Origin of the sequence: Acinetobacter baumannii, from assembly GCF_009759685.1 — a bacterium.
GTDB classification, from domain to species: domain Bacteria; phylum Pseudomonadota; class Gammaproteobacteria; order Pseudomonadales; family Moraxellaceae; genus Acinetobacter; species Acinetobacter baumannii.
The window spans coordinates 502,834-520,393 of the sequence record NZ_CP046654.1 but is presented as its reverse complement, the minus strand read 5'-3'; the positions used below and the strand labels follow the sequence as shown (position 1 = coordinate 520,393).

Genomic DNA, 17,560 nt, shown 5'->3' with positions numbered 1-17,560 from the left:
TGCATTGAGAATTTTATAGAACAACAAATAACGGATAGGGACTTAATTCGAGTGGCGGTATTTTTAGACTTCAAAAGACAGCTCAAGCTTTGGTTAGAACATATCGTTCACCATGTTTCAGACCTTCAAGAAGAAACTATTTTATTTATATCATTTGGCCCTAAAGATCACAGATGTAGCGTATGGCATAGTGAAAAAACAGTGCTTACACAAGCAACTCTACAATTATTTGATTTTATTGATGATCAGTTTTCGCCAGATCAACTTCCAGACTACATAAAAATTGATGTTGCGTACAATTTAGAAAAGCAAAGTTGGAACCAAATAGAGCAGCAGGTTCATCACCAATTTCACAATAATCATTACCGCAGAGGTATTGGATTTGATGATTCCTGTTCGGTAGCTTTTCTGGAGCAAGAAATATATGGAAAAGCCATTATTCGGGGCTTAAGTTATGACAAGCCGAACTTTTTTGATGAAACAAATCTGAACTATGCAATTAAACAAAAATATCGTGCGGCAAAGCCGGAAATTAGACTTCAGTCACTACAAGAAGTGTGGACTTTTGATACCTATGCAACTTTTTATGAAAATGGACAATTTATTAATTTAGCGAGTCGTTACGACGCAAATGGCATTAGAGCCATTACCAGCAATAAAAAACAGCACTTTAGAGACCTCATTGAGAAGAATGCAGCGTTTTTGCAAAGCCAGATTCAAGAAAATGGCAAATTCATTTATGGATATTTTCCTGCTTATGATCGTGATATACGGAACTATAATACGGTACGTCACTGTACTTCGCTTTACGCGCTTTTAGAGACTTTTGAAGTACAAGATAAACCTGAATACTGGCCTAAAATTGTTGCAGCAATTCAATACGCACTTACTACTTTCTATAAAGAAAAAGATCCAATAACTGCGTTTATGATTGATGGTAAAGAAGGGGAGCTAGAAATTAAATTAGGTGCAAATGCCGCAGCTATTTTAATGTTAACGAAATATCAAGAAATCACAGGAAAAGATGATTATTTAAAATATGCAGAGAAACTTGCTCATGGTATTTTAGAATTAGTAGATCCAGATGGATTAACTACTCATGTATTAAATTATCCAAATTATGATTTAAAAGAAAAGTTCAGAATCATTTATTATGATGGAGAAGCAGCATTAGCTTTATTAAGGTTATATCAAATTAATCAGGATAAAAGATTATTAGACACAGTTAAGTTAATGTTTGAAAATTTTATTCATAAAAGATATGAAAAATATCATGATCACTGGTTAAGTTATTGTACCAATGAGCTTACAAAAATATGTCCTGAAGAAAAATATTTTATTTTTGGTTTAAATAATTATTTAAAACATTTTATTTTTATTCGAAATAGAAAAACAACATATGCCACTTTATTAGAAATGCTAATGGCAGCCTATAAAATGGTAAATCGTTTAAAAGAGCAAGGCCATAATGCACTTTTTGAACAAGCATATATGTCTGAGTTAAAAAAACTGATTACGTTTCGAGCCGAATTTCAAACCACAGGTTTTTTCTATCCGGAAATAGCCATGTATATGGCTCGACCAGATAAAATATTGCATGCTTTTTATGTACGGCATGACCGCTTTAGAGTAAGAATTGATGATCAGGAACACAACCTTTCTGGTTATATTGCCTACGTAAAAGATTTCGAAGGAGGGGAGATATGAGTTACCCTCTATTTGAAATTAAGCTGCTAGCTGCTCTTGATCATGCTCAATTTGAAGAGGCAATTTGGGCATTTGAAATTGATGGAGACATTTCTACATTATTACTGATTGATTATGCATTAGAACAATTTCATCAAAAAAAAGTTCAAGCTGATGAAGTCTATCGGGTTCCTGAACAAAAAATTAAGAAAATTGGTAAACAAAATTTAGGTCTAGAAAAAAATGAGTCATATACATTTGCCGAGCTCTTACAATTCTTAATTTTTACTCAGGCAAATGATGTTAAAGATGCTTTAAGCAATATGCTGTTTGGCTCTATTGAGCAAACACAATTGATCTTGTCTAAAAGAGCAGAAGATCACCAATTAGCTTTAAGAGCACCTAATCAATTAAAAAATCTATTTTTATTGGTAAAACACATTTATAGCTATCCAGCTGAGCTGAAAAAACTTTTCTTTATTAAAACACTTTCTTTTAAAAATAAAGTATATCAACCGATTACGCCTTTGCTTGCTCATCCGGTACTCACTTCGGTTTTATATATCTCACATACCTTTAGACAGATTTATATCACTTATTCCGAACATAACCGGAGCATTGGTTTTTTCTCTTTTCTGGATGATATTCACCGTCTGGAGCATATGGTTCCTTACTACCATTATTTTCAAGAGGAGCATGTGGAGGCCAAAAAATATTCTTCTCAAACAGGCATTATCAATATTCTTGGAGATACCTATTTTGGTGAAATGTATACCGAAAAGCGTAAGTCTAGAGGGCAAACAGATGCCTTACAGCAATATGGATATCATTATTCATTTGAAAAAATACAGCCCTTTTTAGGTAAAAATGACATCAACATCGCTAACTTTGAAGCAGTATTTTCTTTAGAAAATCAATCGCCGTTAAAAGATAAAAAGCCATTTGTTTTAAAAGCAGATGCTAAAAAAACATTAGAAGAATTTAAGAGCATTCATCTAAATTATTTGGTCTTAGCAAATAACCACTTGAAAGATTACGGTGAGCAAGGATTAGCCTATACATTACATCAGTTGGATCAGGCGAGTATTTCTTATATTGGCGCTGGACTGAACCAAAAAGATGCTCACAATTACTTTGAAATCACTTTTGAGACTAAGCACTATGCGATTTTTAATGGTTATTGGCATAGAGACACGGCCTATCTGGATTATGACTTTTATGCGATAGGATCAAGAAGTGGAGTAGCTTGCTTAAATGGCGTTTTACTTGAACAAATAATGCGTTATAAGCAGGCTCATCCAGAACGCAAAATTATTGTTATTTGTCATTGGGGTGTCGACTTTAAGCCTATTACAAAAGACCAAACTAAACTCGCGACTATTCTTACTCAAGCAGGAGCGGATCTGATCGTTGGTCATGGTGCTCATACTATTCAGCCAATCCAGATCATCAATCAAAAGCCTATTGTTTTTAATATAGGCAATGCAGTGTTTAATAGTGACGGTGAATATGAACAGCAAAATGCTTTGCCATTTGGCTGTATAGCTAGACTTGATTTGGCAAAAGATATCATTCGCCTTTACCCCATTTACACCAATAATTTACAAACATTTTGGCAGCCTTATCCTGTAGATACTGAAGACTTCTCAAAGGCCAGTATTTATATGACATCTTTACTGACCCCTGAGAATTACATGGCATCCCAAGATAAATTAGGGAGATATCTTGAAGTTAAATTTTAAGGATATTGGTTGTAAGTCGATAAAATGGTTTGCAGTTGTACTGGAGTAAACCCTAAATTTCTTAAGCCACCACTGCCTAATTTACATTCGGCACTTGTCATAATATTGGTTGGAGTACGTTTTGTAGCCTTCGGGGCACAAACATGTTTTAGACCAAATACATGCCCCATCTCATGCACACTACCAGCCTGAATATTATAATTTAGACGGTTCCAATCTAATAAAATAAAAGGTTTGCCATTATTACGAAATGCTCTGCTTGTTACATCTTCAAATTTCCATTTTGTTGAGTAGGCATCATAAATAAAAACAATGACTTCTTTACTTACAGTGCGCTTAGGAAAACATGTATTTACACTGGCAGGAATAGTTTCAGTAGAAATGGGATAAGGCTGGTTAATTTGCTGTTTCAAATCACAATGTAACTTTGAGAACTCTTCATAAGGGATATAACGGTGTAATTTAAATTTGAAAATCTTATTATTTTTATCATCTACATAATATTTATTTAAAATCTTAATTTCCTTACGCATTTGTTGATAATTATCAAATTTTGTAGCCTGAGGAGTATTGGTAGTAAAAACAAAAGTGACGGGAACAATAGGCCGACCATCTGCAGATATACTTGGACCTCTTTCTGAAAGCAGAGGGGGACGAGTAGTACAAGAAACACACAGTAAAGTTCCACTGATCAACAGCAATATTTTTTTCATGCGATTTTCCCTTGAGCTCATCTTAGAGTAGGTTTAATTTTATTCAAAAATTTTTATATGATATGAATAATGTCAATGTTTATGGATTCCATTTTGACAACTCAGTATGAACTACATCGACAAATTTTAGAAGTCATCGCTTTGATTCCATATGGAAAAGTTGCAACTTATGGCCAAGTTGCTCGTATGGCAGGTTTACCTAAACATGCCAGATTAGTTGGGTATGTGCTTAAACATCTTGAGGCAGATCATCAGGTCCCTTGGCATCGTGTTATTAATTCGCAAGGTAAAATTAGCCTAAGTAAGTTTAATGAAAAGGGCGAAAACGTTCAGCAGTTAAAGCTTGAAGCAGAAGGAATCTATTTATTAAATGGCAAAGTAAACTTAAAGCAATTTGCTTGGCAGCCTTAAAAGTATTTTAAAAATTGCCTGCCTTGCTACATTAAGCTAGACAGGCTTTTTAGTTTTAACGAACTATTAAAACCGGGATATGACTTTCACCTAAAACCTTTTGCGCAACACTTCCTAATACAAGTTTTCGTACACCTGTGCGGCCATGAGAACCCATCACAATCAGATCAGCATTAAGCTCTTGTGCAGCTTGAATAATTTCTTCGTGAACAACAAAACCTTCAAGTAATTTGGTTTCTACACTAAGTCCTTCTTGCAAAAATTGTTGCTTGGCTTGCTCTAAAATATCTAGCAAATATGTTCTAGTACGCTCAATCAATTCATTGGTTTGCCCCGTCTTAACGTAAAGGTCAGCAATAATCGGGTCAAGTGCCATAACTTGTACAACCGTAATTTTACTGTTTAATGCTTTCCCAATTTTGATCGCTTCCTTCATAGCAACCATAGAAGTTTCAGAACCGTCAATTGGTACAAGAATATGTTGATATAACATGAGTTTATTCCTTATTGTAATGATGATTATTTATTCAATACTTTATACTTCTTTTCTTACGATTGAAATTCGAGCACGTAATCATTTGTGTTTTTAAGCAAGAAATTCTTGCAAATATATTTTATTCGCTCTGTAATTTTTTAAGATGTACTGTTAATGCATCTATATCATCCGTTTGTAAATATTCCCGCATTTTTAAAACTTGTTTTTCATCTAAATCATAAATTTTTAAAGCAAGTAGTTTTTCTATTTGCTCCTGAGGAAAACGGTATTTAATAATTTTTGCAGGTACGCCACCAACAATTGTATAAGGAGGGACATCTTTAGTGACCACAGCTCCAGTTGCAACAACAGCACCTTCACCGATTTTTACACCTTGCATAATCATTGCACGACTTCCAATCCAGCAGCCATCTGCAATTATAGTGTCACCAGCGGCTAAAAAACTTCGGGTGTCAAAGGGGAATGTCGATATCCAGTCTGGCCGATGAAGTTGGTTACCACCCATCATAATCACGCATTCAGCGCCAAAACAAACAAAATTACCAATATAGAGCTGATCAATTGGCTTGTCAGGAGTAGAAGGCTTGTCATGTAGATATCGCACTACACAGCGTTCAAAACCTTGATCCCAATATGCCGAGTAGTAAGAGTAATTCCCTTTAATATGGATATTTGGATTTTTCACAGTTTTGGAAATAAACTCAAATTCACACCAATGGCGGACTGGTGTGTTAATTAGAGGAGTATCCATAATTTATTATCCAAACAAAAATGAGCCAAACCATATTAAATAAAAACCCCTCATGAAGAGGGGTTCAAGTGTATTACCTTAGAGGTATTCTACACTTACAACTTCGTATTCCACTTCGCCTTGAGGAGTGGTAATTTTTACTTCATCACCTTCATTTTTACCCAAAAGGCCACGTGCAATTGGCGAATTTACTGAAATTTTATTGATTTTAAAATCAGCTTCATCATCACCAACAATCTTATAAGTCTTGCGTTCTTCAGTATCAAGGTTTTCAATCGTTACCGTAACACCGAATACAACACGACCGTTTTGTTCTAAGTCTTTAACATCGATGACTTGTGCAGCACCCAATTTTCCTTCGATATCTTGGATACGGCCTTCACAGAAACCTTGCTGTTCACGAGCAGCATGATATTCTGCATTTTCTTTTAAGTCCCCATGTTCACGTGCTTCAGCAATCGCTTGAGTAATACGTGGACGTTCAACAGTTTTCAGATGTTGTAATTCTTTCTCTAAGGCGATTTTACCTTCAGGGGTCATTGGATAACGTTGCATTTCGGTCCCTCTTAAGTTGAGAAAACACAGTTAAAAAAATGAAAAAGTCCCGCCACCGATAAGGTGGCGGGACTTATCGGAAAAAAATTAACCTACAGTTAAATCTTGCAAGCGGTATACATCCATTGGCAATTTCACAGCAAAGGCTTGGCAAACCGCTTCTGCGCCATTGATAGTCGTTGTGTAATACACTTTGCCTTGTAGGGCAGCACGACGAATCATTGCAGAGTCATATTGAGCTTGTTTGCCTTCAGTAGTATTGACAATAAGGTGTATTTCACCATTTTTCAAGCGGTCAACAATATGTGGACGGCCTTCAGTTACTTTATTTACAGATTCACATTCTAAACCTGCTTCTTTAAGTACCTGATATGTTCCACCTGTTGCTACAAGTTTGAAGCCATATTCAACTAATTTCTTAGCAATATCAGCGATGTATTTCTTGTCTGACTCACGAACAGATAAGAACGCATGCTTTACTTCACCTTCAGTTGGCAAGCCTGGTAAGCGGTCATTTGAGCCTAAAACAGCCTTATAGAATGCTTCACCAAAGGTTTGACCAACACCCATTACTTCACCTGTAGATTTCATCTCAGGACCAAGCATTGGGTCTACGCCAGGGAATTTTGCAAATGGGAATACTGCTTCTTTTACTGCGAAACGATTTGGAATAATTTCTTTAGTAAAACCTTGAGACTCAAGTGATTGACCCGCCATACAACGAGCAGCTACTTTTGCTAAAGATTCACCAATACATTTCGATACGAATGGAACAGTACGTGATGCACGTGGGTTTACTTCAAGAACGTAAATATCGTTGCCTTTCACTGCGAACTGAACGTTCATTAAACCAACTACACCAAGTTCTTTTGCCATAGCAATTGTTTGACGACGCATCTCATCCTGAATCTCTTTAGAAAGAGAGTAAGGAGGAATAGAACATGCAGAGTCACCTGAGTGAATACCTGCTTGTTCGATGTGTTGCATAATACCGCCAATCACGACATCTTTACCGTCAGATACGCAGTCAACATCAACTTCAGTTGCATCATCAAGGAAGTGGTCAAGAAGAACAGGTGCTTCATTAGAAGCCTGTACTGCTTCACGAAGATAACGTTTAAGCTCATCTTCGTTATAGACGATTTCCATTGCACGGCCACCTAATACATAAGATGGGCGAACAACTAATGGATAGCCAACTTTCGCAGCTTCAGAGATACCTTCTTCAGCAGATTTTACAATGCTGTTGTTTGGTTGACGAAGCTGTAAACGTTGAATCATTTGTTGGAAACGTTCACGGTCTTCTGCACGGTCAATTGCATCTGGAGATGTACCGATAATTGGAGTACCAGCTTCTTCTAAAGCACGTGCCAATTTCAGTGGAGTCTGACCACCGTATTGTACGATTACGCCTTTAGGCTTCTCTGTACGTACGATTTCAAGTACATCTTCAAGTGTTACAGGTTCGAAGTATAGACGATCAGATGTGTCATAGTCGGTAGAAACAGTTTCAGGGTTACAGTTCACCATGATTGTTTCATAACCGTCTTCACGCATTGCTAAAGCAGCGTGTACACAGCAGTAGTCAAATTCGATACCTTGACCAATACGGTTTGGACCACCACCAATAACCATGATCTTGTCACGATTTGATGGGTTAGCTTCACACTCTTCATCGTAAGTCGAGTACATATATGCTGTACCAGATTCAAACTCGGCAGCACATGTATCAACACGTTTGTAAACAGGGTAAACACCCAAGTTCCAACGTTGCTTACGGAATTGCTTTTGAGAAATACCCATAAGGTTCGCAATACGAAGGTCAGATAAACCTTTACGTTTGAACGAACGGATATTTTCAGCAGTGAGATCACCAAAACCTAAAGTTTTTACTTGAGCTTCTGTGTTGACGATATCTTGAATTTGGATCAAGAACCAACGGTCAATTTTAGTTGCTTCAAATACATCATCTAAAGAGAAGCCGTGACGGAATGCATCTGCTACGTACCAAATACGTTCAGGTCCCGGAACTTTAAGCTCTTTTAGAATAGTTTCTTTTACATTTGTTGCACCAGCTTCGATTTTCTCATCGAAACCGCTTACGCCAACTTCAAGACCACGTAATGCTTTTTGTACAGATTCCTGGAAGTTACGACCAATAGCCATGACTTCACCAACAGATTTCATCTGAGTGGTTAATACAGGTTCTGCTTGTGGGAATTTCTCGAAGTTAAAACGAGGAATCTTTGTTACAACGTAGTCAATTGATGGTTCAAAGCTTGCAGGAGTTACGCCACCAGTGATGTCATTTTTCAATTCATCAAGGGTGTAACCAACAGCAAGTTTGGCTGCAATTTTTGCAATTGGGAAACCAGTTGCTTTAGACGCAAGCGCAGAAGAACGAGATACACGTGGGTTCATCTCGATCACAACCATACGGCCGTCTTTCGGGTTAATACCGAACTGAACGTTAGAACCACCTGTCTCAACACCAATTTCACGAAGAACTGCAACTGAAGCATTACGCATCAATTGATATTCTTTGTCAGTTAAGGTTTGAGCCGGTGCTACAGTGATTGAGTCACCTGTGTGAACGCCCATTGGGTCGAAGTTTTCGATCGCACATACGATAATACAGTTGTCGTTTTTGTCACGAACAACTTCCATTTCGTATTCTTTCCAGCCAATTAAAGATTCATCGATCAATAATTGGTGAGTAGGAGAGAGGTCGAAACCACGTTCACAAATCTCTAGGAATTCTTCGCGGTTATATGCAATACCACCGCCTGAACCACCCATAGTGAATGACGGACGGATAATTACTGGGAAACCAAAGCGAGATTGAATTTCCAATGCTTCTTCCATTGTTTCAGCAATGGCAGCTTTTGGACATTCCAAGCCGATTTTGCGCATTGCTTCATCAAACAATTTACGGTCTTCAGCTTTTTCAATTGCTTCTTTTGTTGCACCAATAAGTTCTACGCCGTATTTTTCTAATACACCATTTTCATCAAGTGCAAGTGCGCAGTTAAGAGCAGTTTGTCCACCCATAGTAGGGAGTACTGCATCTGGGCGCTCTTTTTCAATGATTTGAGCAACAGTTTGCCAAGTAATTGGCTCAATATAAGTTGCATCAGCCATTGAAGGGTCAGTCATAATGGTTGCTGGGTTAGAGTTAACCAAAATAACACGATAGCCTTCTTCACGAAGTGCTTTACATGCTTGAGCACCAGAATAGTCAAACTCACAAGCTTGACCAATGACAATTGGACCAGCACCAATAATTAAGATGCTTTTAATATCCGTACGTTTAGGCATTATTCGCTCCTTAATTACTGTTTAGATGCTTCAATAAGTTCGATGAAATGATCGAACAAAGGTGCACAATCATGTGGACCTGGGCTTGCTTCAGGGTGACCTTGGAAGCTGAAAGCTGGTTTGTCTGTACGATGAATCCCTTGTAGAGTGCCATCGAACAATGATTTATGCGTTGCTTTTAAGTTAGCCGGTAATGTTTCTGCATCTACAGCAAAACCATGGTTTTGAGATGTAATCATCACTGTACCATCTTCAAGATTTTGTACAGGGTGGTTCGCACCGTGGTGACCATGATTCATTTTTACAGTTTTTGCACCAGAAGCGAGTGCCAAGATTTGGTGTCCTAAACAGATACCAAATACAGGTAATGTTGTGGTTTCAACAATAGTTTTTACAGCTTCGATAGCGTAATCACAAGCAGCTGGGTCGCCAGGGCCGTTTGAAAGGAATACGCCATCCGGATTAAGTGCTAATACTTTTTCAGCCGGAGTTTCAGCAGGTACAACAGTGAGTTTACAACCGCGGTCTGCAAGCATACGCAAGATGTTGGTTTTGACACCATAATCGTATGCAACCACATGGTATTTTAACTCAGGTTGAGTAAAGCCTTTACCTAATACCCATGAACCTTCAGACCATTCAAAGCCTGTCGGATCACAGCACTCTTTTGCGAGGTCTAAACCATTTAAACCACCAAAAGCGCGAGCTTTAGCAATTGCTTCTTCTTCAGTAATATTTTCGCCGGCAAGGATGCAACCATTTTGTGCACCTTTATCACGTAAAATACGAGTAAGTTTACGTGTGTCAATATCAGCAATTGCGACAACATTGTGCGCTTGCAAATATTCACTTAATGATTGCTCAGAACGGAAGTTGCTATGTAATAGTGGAAGGTCACGAATAATTAAACCATTCGCCCATACTTTATGGATACGACCAGATTCAACGTCTTCTTCGTTGCAACCAGTGTTACCAATATGAGGGTAAGTTAATGTCACAATTTGTTGTGCATAACTTGGGTCAGTCAAAATTTCTTGATAGCCTGTCATGGCTGTGTTAAAAACGACTTCTCCAGTCGTACTTCCCGTTGCGCCGATTGACGTTCCTTTAAAGATCGTTCCATCTGCGAGGGCTAAAATGGCGGGGGTGCTCAAACCAAAGCTCCTGAATTTCGGCTGTAAAAAAGCGAGTAGACCTAAAAAAGATAGGCGATGTTCTAAAAAAACATGCCCCTCCTCACTGGTCTGCTCGCTTGTAACTTAACAGCGCATTATACGCATGGAACCTTAAAAAGTCTATTTATTTTCTATTAAAAAATTTAATTCATTGCTTGCTTTTAGCAAAAAAATTCATCCACTTGTCTGAAATTGATACTTTTAGCAAATTGTCTGACAATCTGGCTGCTGAAATTATCTAATTCCTCTTATTGTAATGTTAGTTAAAAAATAAACAATACGAGGAAATAGCATGAGCGATAACCAAGTTTCAAAAGACATAGCTGAGAATACTTCATCAGTAGCAGAGACTGTAAAAACAGAAGTAGCTGAAGCTAAAGAGGCCGTAGCCAAAACGACGACTCGGGCTAAAAAAGCGGTTAGCACTAAAGCTACACAGGTAAAAGAAGTTGTAGCTGAAAAAACAGAACAGGTCAAAGAAGTGGCTCACGAAGCGACTTCGCAAGTTAAAGAAGCTATTGCAGAAACACAAGAGCAAGTAAAAGCTGTAATTAATGAGACCGAAGAAAAGATTGAAGCTGAAACACAAGAATTGAATCAGAACATTCACAATCAATTTGCTCAGATTAAACAAGATATTTTACAGCGTCTTGATGTGATTAAAGCTCAGTTCAATACTTCACAAGAAGGATTGAATGAATTAAAAAATACTTTAAAAGCTGAAATCAATGCATTAATTGAAGATCTAACCAAAGTGACTAAGGAACTTAAAGGTGACATTAGCCAAATTTCTTTAAAACACAAAGACTCTTTAACTGAAAGCTTAAAACGCACTAAAAATAATGCGGTTGAAGCTTGGAACAAAGCAAGAGATCACTAAAGATTTAGCATTAAAAGTTAATAAAAAAAGCGAGAATTAATTTCTCGCTTTTTTGTTTTTTAAAACTCATGCAGCCAATCACGTTTATTGTGAAAATCAGCATGTTTTCCACTATGCTGCATTGCATAGTACTGCATACCATCTTTTGTTTTTAAAACAGCAGTCAAACCTAGATAAAGGTTTGCCCATTTTAAGCGGTGCTGTTGCATAAACTGGCTTAAGTCAAGACTTACATTTAACCCATAGTGGGTACGTTTGAGATGATTCAATTCGATATCGTAAGCAACGAGGGGAGGCATGCTTTCCGGATAGCGATATTCTTCAAACTGGTAAGTCTGCCATGCTTGAGAAGGGGAAAGATTAATTTCCCGGTAGAAATCTTCATCATGCACGCCAATGAAAATTTCAAAACAAGTCTCTTCCCACAAAAAGTCCTGGCGAGGATGAGCTGCGACTTCTTGGGGCCAGATAATTAGTTGGTTTGGATCACGAATCCAAAAACCCACATTTAATGTATATGGGGCTTGCTGTTCAATTGCGCCAACAACAGAAACAGCATGAAAACGATCAAAAGCTGAAAGTTCGTAACTTGCCATAAGTAGTCAATAAGTTAGTTTGCTAAGTGTGCGTGACGAACAAGGTTAGATAAATGTTGATTTTGCTTAGCTGCTTTTTTATAGAGTAAAACAATTTTACCAATTTTCTGTACAGCTTCAGCACCAGTTGCTTCTACAATCGCATCAATTACTGCGGCACGAGCTTCACGGTCTTCACCAGCAATTTTTACCTTGATGAGTTCATGATCGTTTAAAGCACGAAGCGTTTCTTCAATAACAGCGTCTGTTAAGCCTTGTCCACCAATCATGACAACCGGATTAAGCACATGACCAATTTGACGTAAACGTTTACGTTCATGAATAGATAAAGCGGCCATTAAAAATACCTGATTTTAAAAACGACTTAGTATAGCAAAAAACTTAAAATCAAATGTACGAAAAACTGTATAAATAATCGATCAACATTATTGGAAAAAAACTGTAAAAGTTATTGAGATTACGTTACATCCGTACTGTAATGAGAGTAATTTTCACGTACAATGAGCAATCAGAAGTTTTTTTGATATTTAGTGAGTTATGGCAACACGCATCACCAACCAAAAATTGTCTAAAAGTAGTCGTGCGTGGATGAGGGAACATCTAGACGATCCTTTTGTAAAAAAAGCACAAAAGGAAGGATATCGTGCACGAGCAGCGTATAAACTTCTTGAAATTCAAGAAAAATATAAGTTGATCAAGCCAGGCATGACAGTGGTGGACTTGGGAGCAGCTCCTGGGAGTTGGTCACAAATCGCTGGGAAACTCGTTGGTAGTAAAGGATTGGTTATTGCTTCCGATATTTTACCTATGGATGCTTTGCCAGATGTCACTTTCTTACAAGGCGACTTCAGAGAAGAAGCTGTATTTGAAAAATTGTTAAATATTTTAAACGGAAGACAAGTAGACATTGTAATTTCTGATATGGCCCCCAATACATCAGGTAATAGGGCTGTTGATCAACCTCGACAGATTTACTTGTGTGAACTTGCTTTAGACTTTGCTCAGAAAGTCTTGGGTCCAAATGGACAGTTTGTTGTTAAAGTGTTCCAAGGCGCAGGATTTGATGAGTTTCGTAAACAAGTCGTTGATAGTTTTGATGTGTTAAAAACAGCAAAACCAGCAGCTTCTCGGGCACGATCTAAAGAAGTTTTTTTGGTTGGACAAGGGCGTAAGAAAGCATTGCAATAAAGTTTACTTGCCAAGCTCCTAAAAATTGTGCATTTTGTATCTTTTAGGTTATCCGCAAGCAAGACAATTGCTGTTTTTAAGACGATCGGCCAAGTTTGGGCATGATCAAATTAGATTGATATGGGAATAAAGCTTTGAGCGATTACTTCAAGAATGCCGTATTGTGGCTAATAATACTTGGTGTTCTGATTTTAATTTTCAGTAATATCAGTGACCGCAATAAGCCAACTGCAATGAAATATTCAGATTTTGTTGCAGCGGTGAATGCTGGCCAAATTAAGCAAGTCACGATTGACGGTTTAAATATTAGTGGTGAAAAAACTAACGGATCTCAGTTTGAAACTGTTCGTCCGCAAGTTGAAGACACTGAACTTATGCCAAGCTTAAACAAGCAAAATGTTGTTGTAGAGGGCACAGCACCACAACGTCAAGGCATTTTGATGCAACTTCTCATTGCTAGTTTCCCTGTACTGTTAATCATTTTGTTATTCATGTTCTTTATGCGTAACATGGGTGGTGGTGCAGGCGGCAAAAATGGTCCGATGAGTTTTGGTAAGTCGAAGGCAAAAATGCTTTCTGAAGACCAAATCAAAGTGACTTTTGCTGACGTTGCCGGTTGTGATGAAGCGAAACAAGAAGTTGTGGAAATTGTAGATTTCTTAAAGGATCCTGCAAAATTCAAACGCTTGGGCGCTACTATTCCACGTGGCGTGCTTATGGTTGGTCCTCCAGGTACTGGTAAAACGTTATTAGCCAAAGCAATTGCTGGTGAAGCAAAAGTTCCATTCTTTAGCATTTCTGGTTCTGACTTTGTTGAGATGTTTGTGGGTGTGGGTGCGTCCCGTGTCCGTGATATGTTTGAACAAGCAAAACGTCATGCGCCATGTATCATCTTTATTGATGAGATTGACGCAGTAGGTCGTCACCGTGGTTCAGGTACAGGTGGTGGTCATGATGAACGTGAGCAAACCTTAAACCAAATGCTCGTAGAGATGGACGGTTTTGAAGGTAATGAAGGCGTAATCGTTATTGCTGCGACTAACCGTGTTGACGTATTAGATAAAGCATTGTTACGTCCAGGCCGCTTCGACCGTCAAGTTATGGTTGGTTTACCTGACATCCGTGGTCGTGAACAAATTCTGAATGTACATTTGAAAAAATTGCCTTCAGTTACTGGTGTAGATGTTAAAGTTTTATCTCGTGGTACACCTGGTTTTTCTGGTGCTCAGTTGGCAAACCTTGTAAATGAAGCTGCTTTGTTTGCTGCTCGCCGTAATAAGAACACTGTCGATATGCATGATTTTGAAGATGCAAAAGACAAGATCTATATGGGTCCTGAACGTAAATCAATGGTTTTACGTGAAGAAGAGCGTCGTGCAACTGCTTACCATGAAGCTGGACATGCAATTGTTGCTGAGATTTTACCAGGCACTGACCCTGTGCATAAGGTAACAATTATGCCGCGTGGTTGGGCTTTAGGTGTAACTTGGCAGTTACCTGAACAAGATCAGATTAGCCACTATAAAGACAAAATGCTAAATGAAATTGCAATTTTGTTTGGTGGACGTATTGCTGAAGAAGTCTTCATTCAGCAGCAATCGACTGGTGCTTCAAATGACTTCGAACGTGCTACAAAAATGGCTCGTGCGATGGTAACGAAGTACGGTATGTCTGACAAAATGGGTGTGATGGTTTACGAAGATGAAAACCAAAATGGATTCTTCGGTAACGTAGGTAGCCGTACAATTTCTGAAGCGACTCAACAACAAGTTGATCAGGAAGTACGCCGTATTTTAGATGAACAATATAAAGTTGCTCGTGATATCTTGGAAAATAATAAAGATATCGCACACGCAATGGTTAAAGCGTTGATGGAATGGGAAACTATTGATCGTGACCAAATCCGTGACATCATGGAAGGCCGCGAACCTCAACCACCTAAAGTTTATATTGCTGAAAATCCGGTATCAGCATTTGAGCCACCAAAAGATGGTCCATCTACTCCGCCGCCATTACCAGCGATGAATTAAGTTAATTAATAAAAAAGCCACAGTCATGTGGCTTTTTTATTTGTCTTAACTTTGGATAAAGCTGAAAAGAAATCGACAGCATGTAAAGCTTACTTGCTAAAATAGCCGCTGATTTTGAACCGGAGCTTTTTATGCAGTTAATATCTTTACCAAAGCAGATTTTACAGTGTGGACAGCTTCAATTAGATTTATCTCAGCCCCATGTTATGGGTATCTTAAATGTCACTCCTGATTCTTTCAGTGATGGTGGCAAACATAACCAATTAGACCAAGCGGTTGACCATGCACTTAGTATGATTGAGCAAGGCGCGACTATTATTGATATTGGGGGGGAGTCTACCCGACCTGGTGCTTCAGAAGTTGCAGTAGAAGAAGAAGTGCGTCGTGTGGTACCTGTCGTCGAGGCTTTATCTCACCATAACGTTATTTTGTCGATCGACACGAGTCAGCCAGAAGTTATTCGCGCAGCAAAAGCAGCAGGGGCACATATCTGGAATGATGTTCGTGCCTTAACACGTCCCAATGCTTTAAAAACTGCCGTAGAGTTAGATATACCTGTAGTAATTATGCATATGCGCGGTGAACCAACGACAATGAATCAGTTGGATCAGTACACTGATGTAACACTCGATGTGATGCAAGAGCTGCAACAGCGCATTGATGAGGCTTTGGCTGCTGGGGTAAAAAAGCACAATATTATTGTTGATCCTGGATTTGGCTTTGCGAAAAATGCTCAGCAAAATTTAAAACTATTAAAAGAATTTTGGAAACTTAATGAACTTGGTTATCCAATTTTATCTGGCCTTTCTCGTAAACGTTTCATAGGTGAAGCTTTACAAGGCGCTCCTGCAGATCAACGTGCTGTGGGAAGTGTAACTGGGCATTTGCTTAGTATTCAGCAGGGATCATCCATTGTAAGAGCACATGATGTAAAGGAAATGCATGAAGCAATTTTAGTTTGGAAAGCGGTGCAGCAAGCTTAAATAATGACGTTATAAAATTGGACTCACTCAGTGCTCATTAAAATAGAGTGGATGAGTGAGTCGGGTAAATATCTCGTGATTTTTACGAAAATATGTTATAAGCGGCAAGTTTTTGCTGTTGTGTAAACTTTTGTATGTTTGAAGACTTACTTCTCCCAATGTTTGATGATGAATATTATCCAGATATTTTGGTCGCTGAACTCAAGCAGCTTATTGAGCAATTTGCTAAAAAAGTTCAAAAACCTGCTTTAGCTGAGCAAGATATCTATCGATATGCTCATCAAACTGTAAATGAAATTAATGAAATGAAGCCACAGTTCGAAGATCTAGATTCATCGCTTGATGATAGTGCTGCTGATTATATTGCTGAGGCAATGATGATGGTGGTACAAGATGCAGGATATTTAGATCTGGAAATGGAAGAGTTGGTAATGAATCGAGAGTGGTGATTACTCTCGATTTTCAGAATTTTTGAGAGCTTCTAATAAATGACATGTCTCGCCTAAATGAACTTCGTCTATTTTCTCAATTTTTAAAATTAAATTTCCATTCTGCTGTTCATTTACTTCTGCCAATACGCTGACCCAATAGTTTTTTTGTTGCTGCTGTAGCTCTTTAAATTGAGTAAATATCTCTTGAGGGGCTTCAATTAGATAGTCATCTTGAGTAATAGAGCAGCGTACAAAGTGCCAATCATTATTTTTGAACAAGATTGTACCGTTAAATATATCTTCGGCATTTGCAAAGGGTATAAAAAAGAGTAGAGCGGATATAAATATTAATATTCTGATCATGGCATTATTTTCATCAGGCATAAAAAAACCAGCTTACGCTGGATTCTTTATGGCACCAAATTCAATAGTTGAAAATGGTGCCCGGGGCCGGACTCGAACCGGCACGCTTTGAGGGCGGGGGATTTTAAATCCCCTGTGTCTACCTATTTCACCACCCGGGCATGTGCGCAATAATAGAGGACAAGTGCGCGATTGGCAAGAGAAAAACAGAGAGTTTGCTTTATTTTCAATCAGTTCTTATC

17 protein-coding genes and 1 tRNA gene are annotated in these 17,560 nt (G+C 38.2%); 8 read left to right on the top strand and 10 right to left on the bottom strand.

Features of this window, described 5'->3' with window-relative positions:
• The first annotated feature begins 51 nt into the window (after window positions 1–51).
• Together GO593_RS02465 and GO593_RS02460 are read left to right on the top strand one after the other, a co-directional pair.
• Window positions 52–1,707: an AGE family epimerase/isomerase gene (locus tag GO593_RS02465; protein ID WP_000257909.1), complete on the top strand. Its 1,656-nt coding sequence runs from the start codon at window positions 52–54 to the stop codon at window positions 1,705–1,707.
• Window positions 1,704–3,428, top strand: coding sequence for a CapA family protein (locus GO593_RS02460; RefSeq protein ID WP_000121366.1), 1,725 nt, complete (start codon window positions 1,704–1,706; stop codon window positions 3,426–3,428). The genes GO593_RS02465 and GO593_RS02460 overlap by 4 nt, the downstream gene beginning before the upstream one ends.
• On the opposite strand, the gene GO593_RS02455 is transcribed toward GO593_RS02460, so the two are convergent.
• Window positions 3,425–4,141 carry a zinc metalloprotease gene (locus tag GO593_RS02455; RefSeq protein ID WP_000722326.1) on the bottom strand — a complete coding sequence of 239 codons (717 nt, stop codon included), beginning with the start codon at window positions 4,139–4,141 and terminating at the stop codon, window positions 3,425–3,427. The two genes, GO593_RS02460 and GO593_RS02455, sit on opposite strands and share 4 nt — an antisense overlap.
• An 81-nt stretch (window positions 4,142–4,222) precedes the next feature.
• Between GO593_RS02455 and GO593_RS02450 the strand changes: the two genes are divergently transcribed.
• On the top strand, window positions 4,223–4,552 hold the full coding sequence (locus GO593_RS02450) for an MGMT family protein (protein WP_001986539.1): 330 nt from the start codon (window positions 4,223–4,225) through the stop codon (window positions 4,550–4,552).
• Window positions 4,553–4,607: 55 nt separating this feature from the next.
• Here the strand turns inward: GO593_RS02450 and GO593_RS02445 are convergent, their stop codons facing one another.
• The 5 genes from GO593_RS02445 to carA form a co-directional block, all read right to left on the bottom strand.
• Entirely contained in the window at window positions 4,608–5,045 is a 438-nt protein-coding gene (locus GO593_RS02445; protein ID WP_000966781.1) for a universal stress protein, read from the bottom strand.
• Between the two features lie 121 nt (window positions 5,046–5,166).
• A complete protein-coding gene (locus GO593_RS02440; protein WP_000380750.1) occupies window positions 5,167–5,799 on the bottom strand; it encodes a CatB-related O-acetyltransferase in 633 nt (210 codons plus the stop codon).
• A gap of 78 nt (window positions 5,800–5,877) precedes the next feature.
• Complete coding sequence (gene greA, locus GO593_RS02435) at window positions 5,878–6,354, bottom strand: transcription elongation factor GreA (protein WP_001190204.1); 477 nt, start codon at window positions 6,352–6,354, stop codon at window positions 5,878–5,880.
• An 87-nt stretch (window positions 6,355–6,441) separates the two neighbouring features.
• On the bottom strand, window positions 6,442–9,672 hold the full coding sequence (carB, locus tag GO593_RS02430) for a carbamoyl-phosphate synthase large subunit (protein ID WP_001126293.1): 3,231 nt from the start codon (window positions 9,670–9,672) through the stop codon (window positions 6,442–6,444).
• 14 nt (window positions 9,673–9,686) lie between these two features.
• The gene (gene carA / locus GO593_RS02425) at window positions 9,687–10,826 is read right to left on the bottom strand and encodes a glutamine-hydrolyzing carbamoyl-phosphate synthase small subunit (protein WP_000106446.1); all 1,140 of its coding nucleotides are present in this window, start codon (window positions 10,824–10,826) and stop codon (window positions 9,687–9,689) included.
• A 313-nt stretch (window positions 10,827–11,139) separates the two neighbouring features.
• On the opposite strand from carA, the gene GO593_RS02420 reads away from it, so the two are divergent.
• A complete protein-coding gene (locus GO593_RS02420; protein ID WP_001282880.1) occupies window positions 11,140–11,727 on the top strand; it encodes a hypothetical protein in 588 nt (195 codons plus the stop codon).
• Window positions 11,728–11,786: 59 nt separating this feature from the next.
• Here GO593_RS02420 and GO593_RS02415 read toward each other — a convergent pair whose 3' ends face one another.
• Window positions 11,787–12,323 carry a DOMON-like domain-containing protein gene (locus GO593_RS02415; RefSeq protein WP_000179363.1) on the bottom strand — a complete coding sequence of 179 codons (537 nt, stop codon included), beginning with the start codon at window positions 12,321–12,323 and terminating at the stop codon, window positions 11,787–11,789.
• Between the two features lie 14 nt (window positions 12,324–12,337).
• Window positions 12,338–12,661 (bottom strand): ribosome assembly RNA-binding protein YhbY, encoded by a 324-nt coding sequence (gene yhbY / locus GO593_RS02410; RefSeq protein WP_000729551.1) that lies wholly within the window; start codon window positions 12,659–12,661, stop codon window positions 12,338–12,340.
• A gap of 199 nt (window positions 12,662–12,860) precedes the next feature.
• Between yhbY and rlmE the strand changes: the two genes are divergently transcribed.
• The 4 genes from rlmE (at window position 12,861) to GO593_RS02390 (ending at window position 16,973) form a co-directional block, all read left to right on the top strand.
• The gene (gene rlmE, locus GO593_RS02405; RefSeq protein ID WP_000235573.1) at window positions 12,861–13,511 is read left to right on the top strand and encodes a 23S rRNA (uridine(2552)-2'-O)-methyltransferase RlmE; all 651 of its coding nucleotides are present in this window, start codon (window positions 12,861–12,863) and stop codon (window positions 13,509–13,511) included.
• Between the two features lie 134 nt (window positions 13,512–13,645).
• Window positions 13,646–15,541, top strand: a complete 1,896-nt coding sequence (gene ftsH / locus GO593_RS02400) for an ATP-dependent zinc metalloprotease FtsH (protein ID WP_001286662.1) — start codon at window positions 13,646–13,648, stop codon at window positions 15,539–15,541.
• A gap of 131 nt (window positions 15,542–15,672) precedes the next feature.
• Entirely contained in the window at window positions 15,673–16,524 is an 852-nt protein-coding gene (gene folP / locus GO593_RS02395) for a dihydropteroate synthase (RefSeq protein ID WP_001176030.1), read from the top strand.
• A 134-nt stretch (window positions 16,525–16,658) separates the two neighbouring features.
• Window positions 16,659–16,973, top strand: a complete 315-nt coding sequence (locus tag GO593_RS02390; RefSeq protein ID WP_000461267.1) for a DUF5713 family protein — start codon at window positions 16,659–16,661, stop codon at window positions 16,971–16,973.
• On the opposite strand, the gene GO593_RS02385 is transcribed toward GO593_RS02390, so the two are convergent.
• Window positions 16,974–17,339 (bottom strand): hypothetical protein, encoded by a 366-nt coding sequence (locus tag GO593_RS02385; protein ID WP_001112520.1) that lies wholly within the window; start codon window positions 17,337–17,339, stop codon window positions 16,974–16,976.
• Window positions 17,340–17,393: 54 nt separating this feature from the next.
• Window positions 17,394–17,479 (bottom strand) — tRNA-Leu (locus tag GO593_RS02380).
• Window positions 17,480–17,560 lie beyond the last annotated feature (81 nt).

Excerpts from the sequence above, each read along its gene's own strand:
- GO593_RS02460 (WP_000121366.1), top strand. The coding sequence starts at position 1,704 with ATGAGTTACCCTCTATTTGAAATTAAGCTGCTAGCTGCTCTTGATCAT.
- GO593_RS02455 (WP_000722326.1), bottom strand. The coding sequence starts at position 4,141 with ATGAAAAAAATATTGCTGTTGATCAGTGGAACTTTACTGTGTGTTTCT.
- GO593_RS02450 (WP_001986539.1), top strand. The coding sequence starts at position 4,223 with ATGGATTCCATTTTGACAACTCAGTATGAACTACATCGACAAATTTTA.
- GO593_RS02445 (WP_000966781.1), bottom strand. The coding sequence starts at position 5,045 with ATGTTATATCAACATATTCTTGTACCAATTGACGGTTCTGAAACTTCT.
- GO593_RS02440 (WP_000380750.1), bottom strand. The coding sequence starts at position 5,799 with ATGGATACTCCTCTAATTAACACACCAGTCCGCCATTGGTGTGAATTT.
- greA (WP_001190204.1), bottom strand. The coding sequence starts at position 6,354 with ATGCAACGTTATCCAATGACCCCTGAAGGTAAAATCGCCTTAGAGAAA.
- carB (WP_001126293.1), bottom strand. The coding sequence starts at position 9,672 with ATGCCTAAACGTACGGATATTAAAAGCATCTTAATTATTGGTGCTGGT.
- GO593_RS02420 (WP_001282880.1), top strand. The coding sequence starts at position 11,140 with ATGAGCGATAACCAAGTTTCAAAAGACATAGCTGAGAATACTTCATCA.
- GO593_RS02415 (WP_000179363.1), bottom strand. The coding sequence starts at position 12,323 with ATGGCAAGTTACGAACTTTCAGCTTTTGATCGTTTTCATGCTGTTTCT.
- yhbY (WP_000729551.1), bottom strand. The coding sequence starts at position 12,661 with ATGGCCGCTTTATCTATTCATGAACGTAAACGTTTACGTCAAATTGGT.
- rlmE (WP_000235573.1), top strand. The coding sequence starts at position 12,861 with ATGGCAACACGCATCACCAACCAAAAATTGTCTAAAAGTAGTCGTGCG.
- folP (WP_001176030.1), top strand. The coding sequence starts at position 15,673 with ATGCAGTTAATATCTTTACCAAAGCAGATTTTACAGTGTGGACAGCTT.
- GO593_RS02390 (WP_000461267.1), top strand. The coding sequence starts at position 16,659 with ATGTTTGAAGACTTACTTCTCCCAATGTTTGATGATGAATATTATCCA.
- GO593_RS02385 (WP_001112520.1), bottom strand. The coding sequence starts at position 17,339 with ATGCCTGATGAAAATAATGCCATGATCAGAATATTAATATTTATATCC.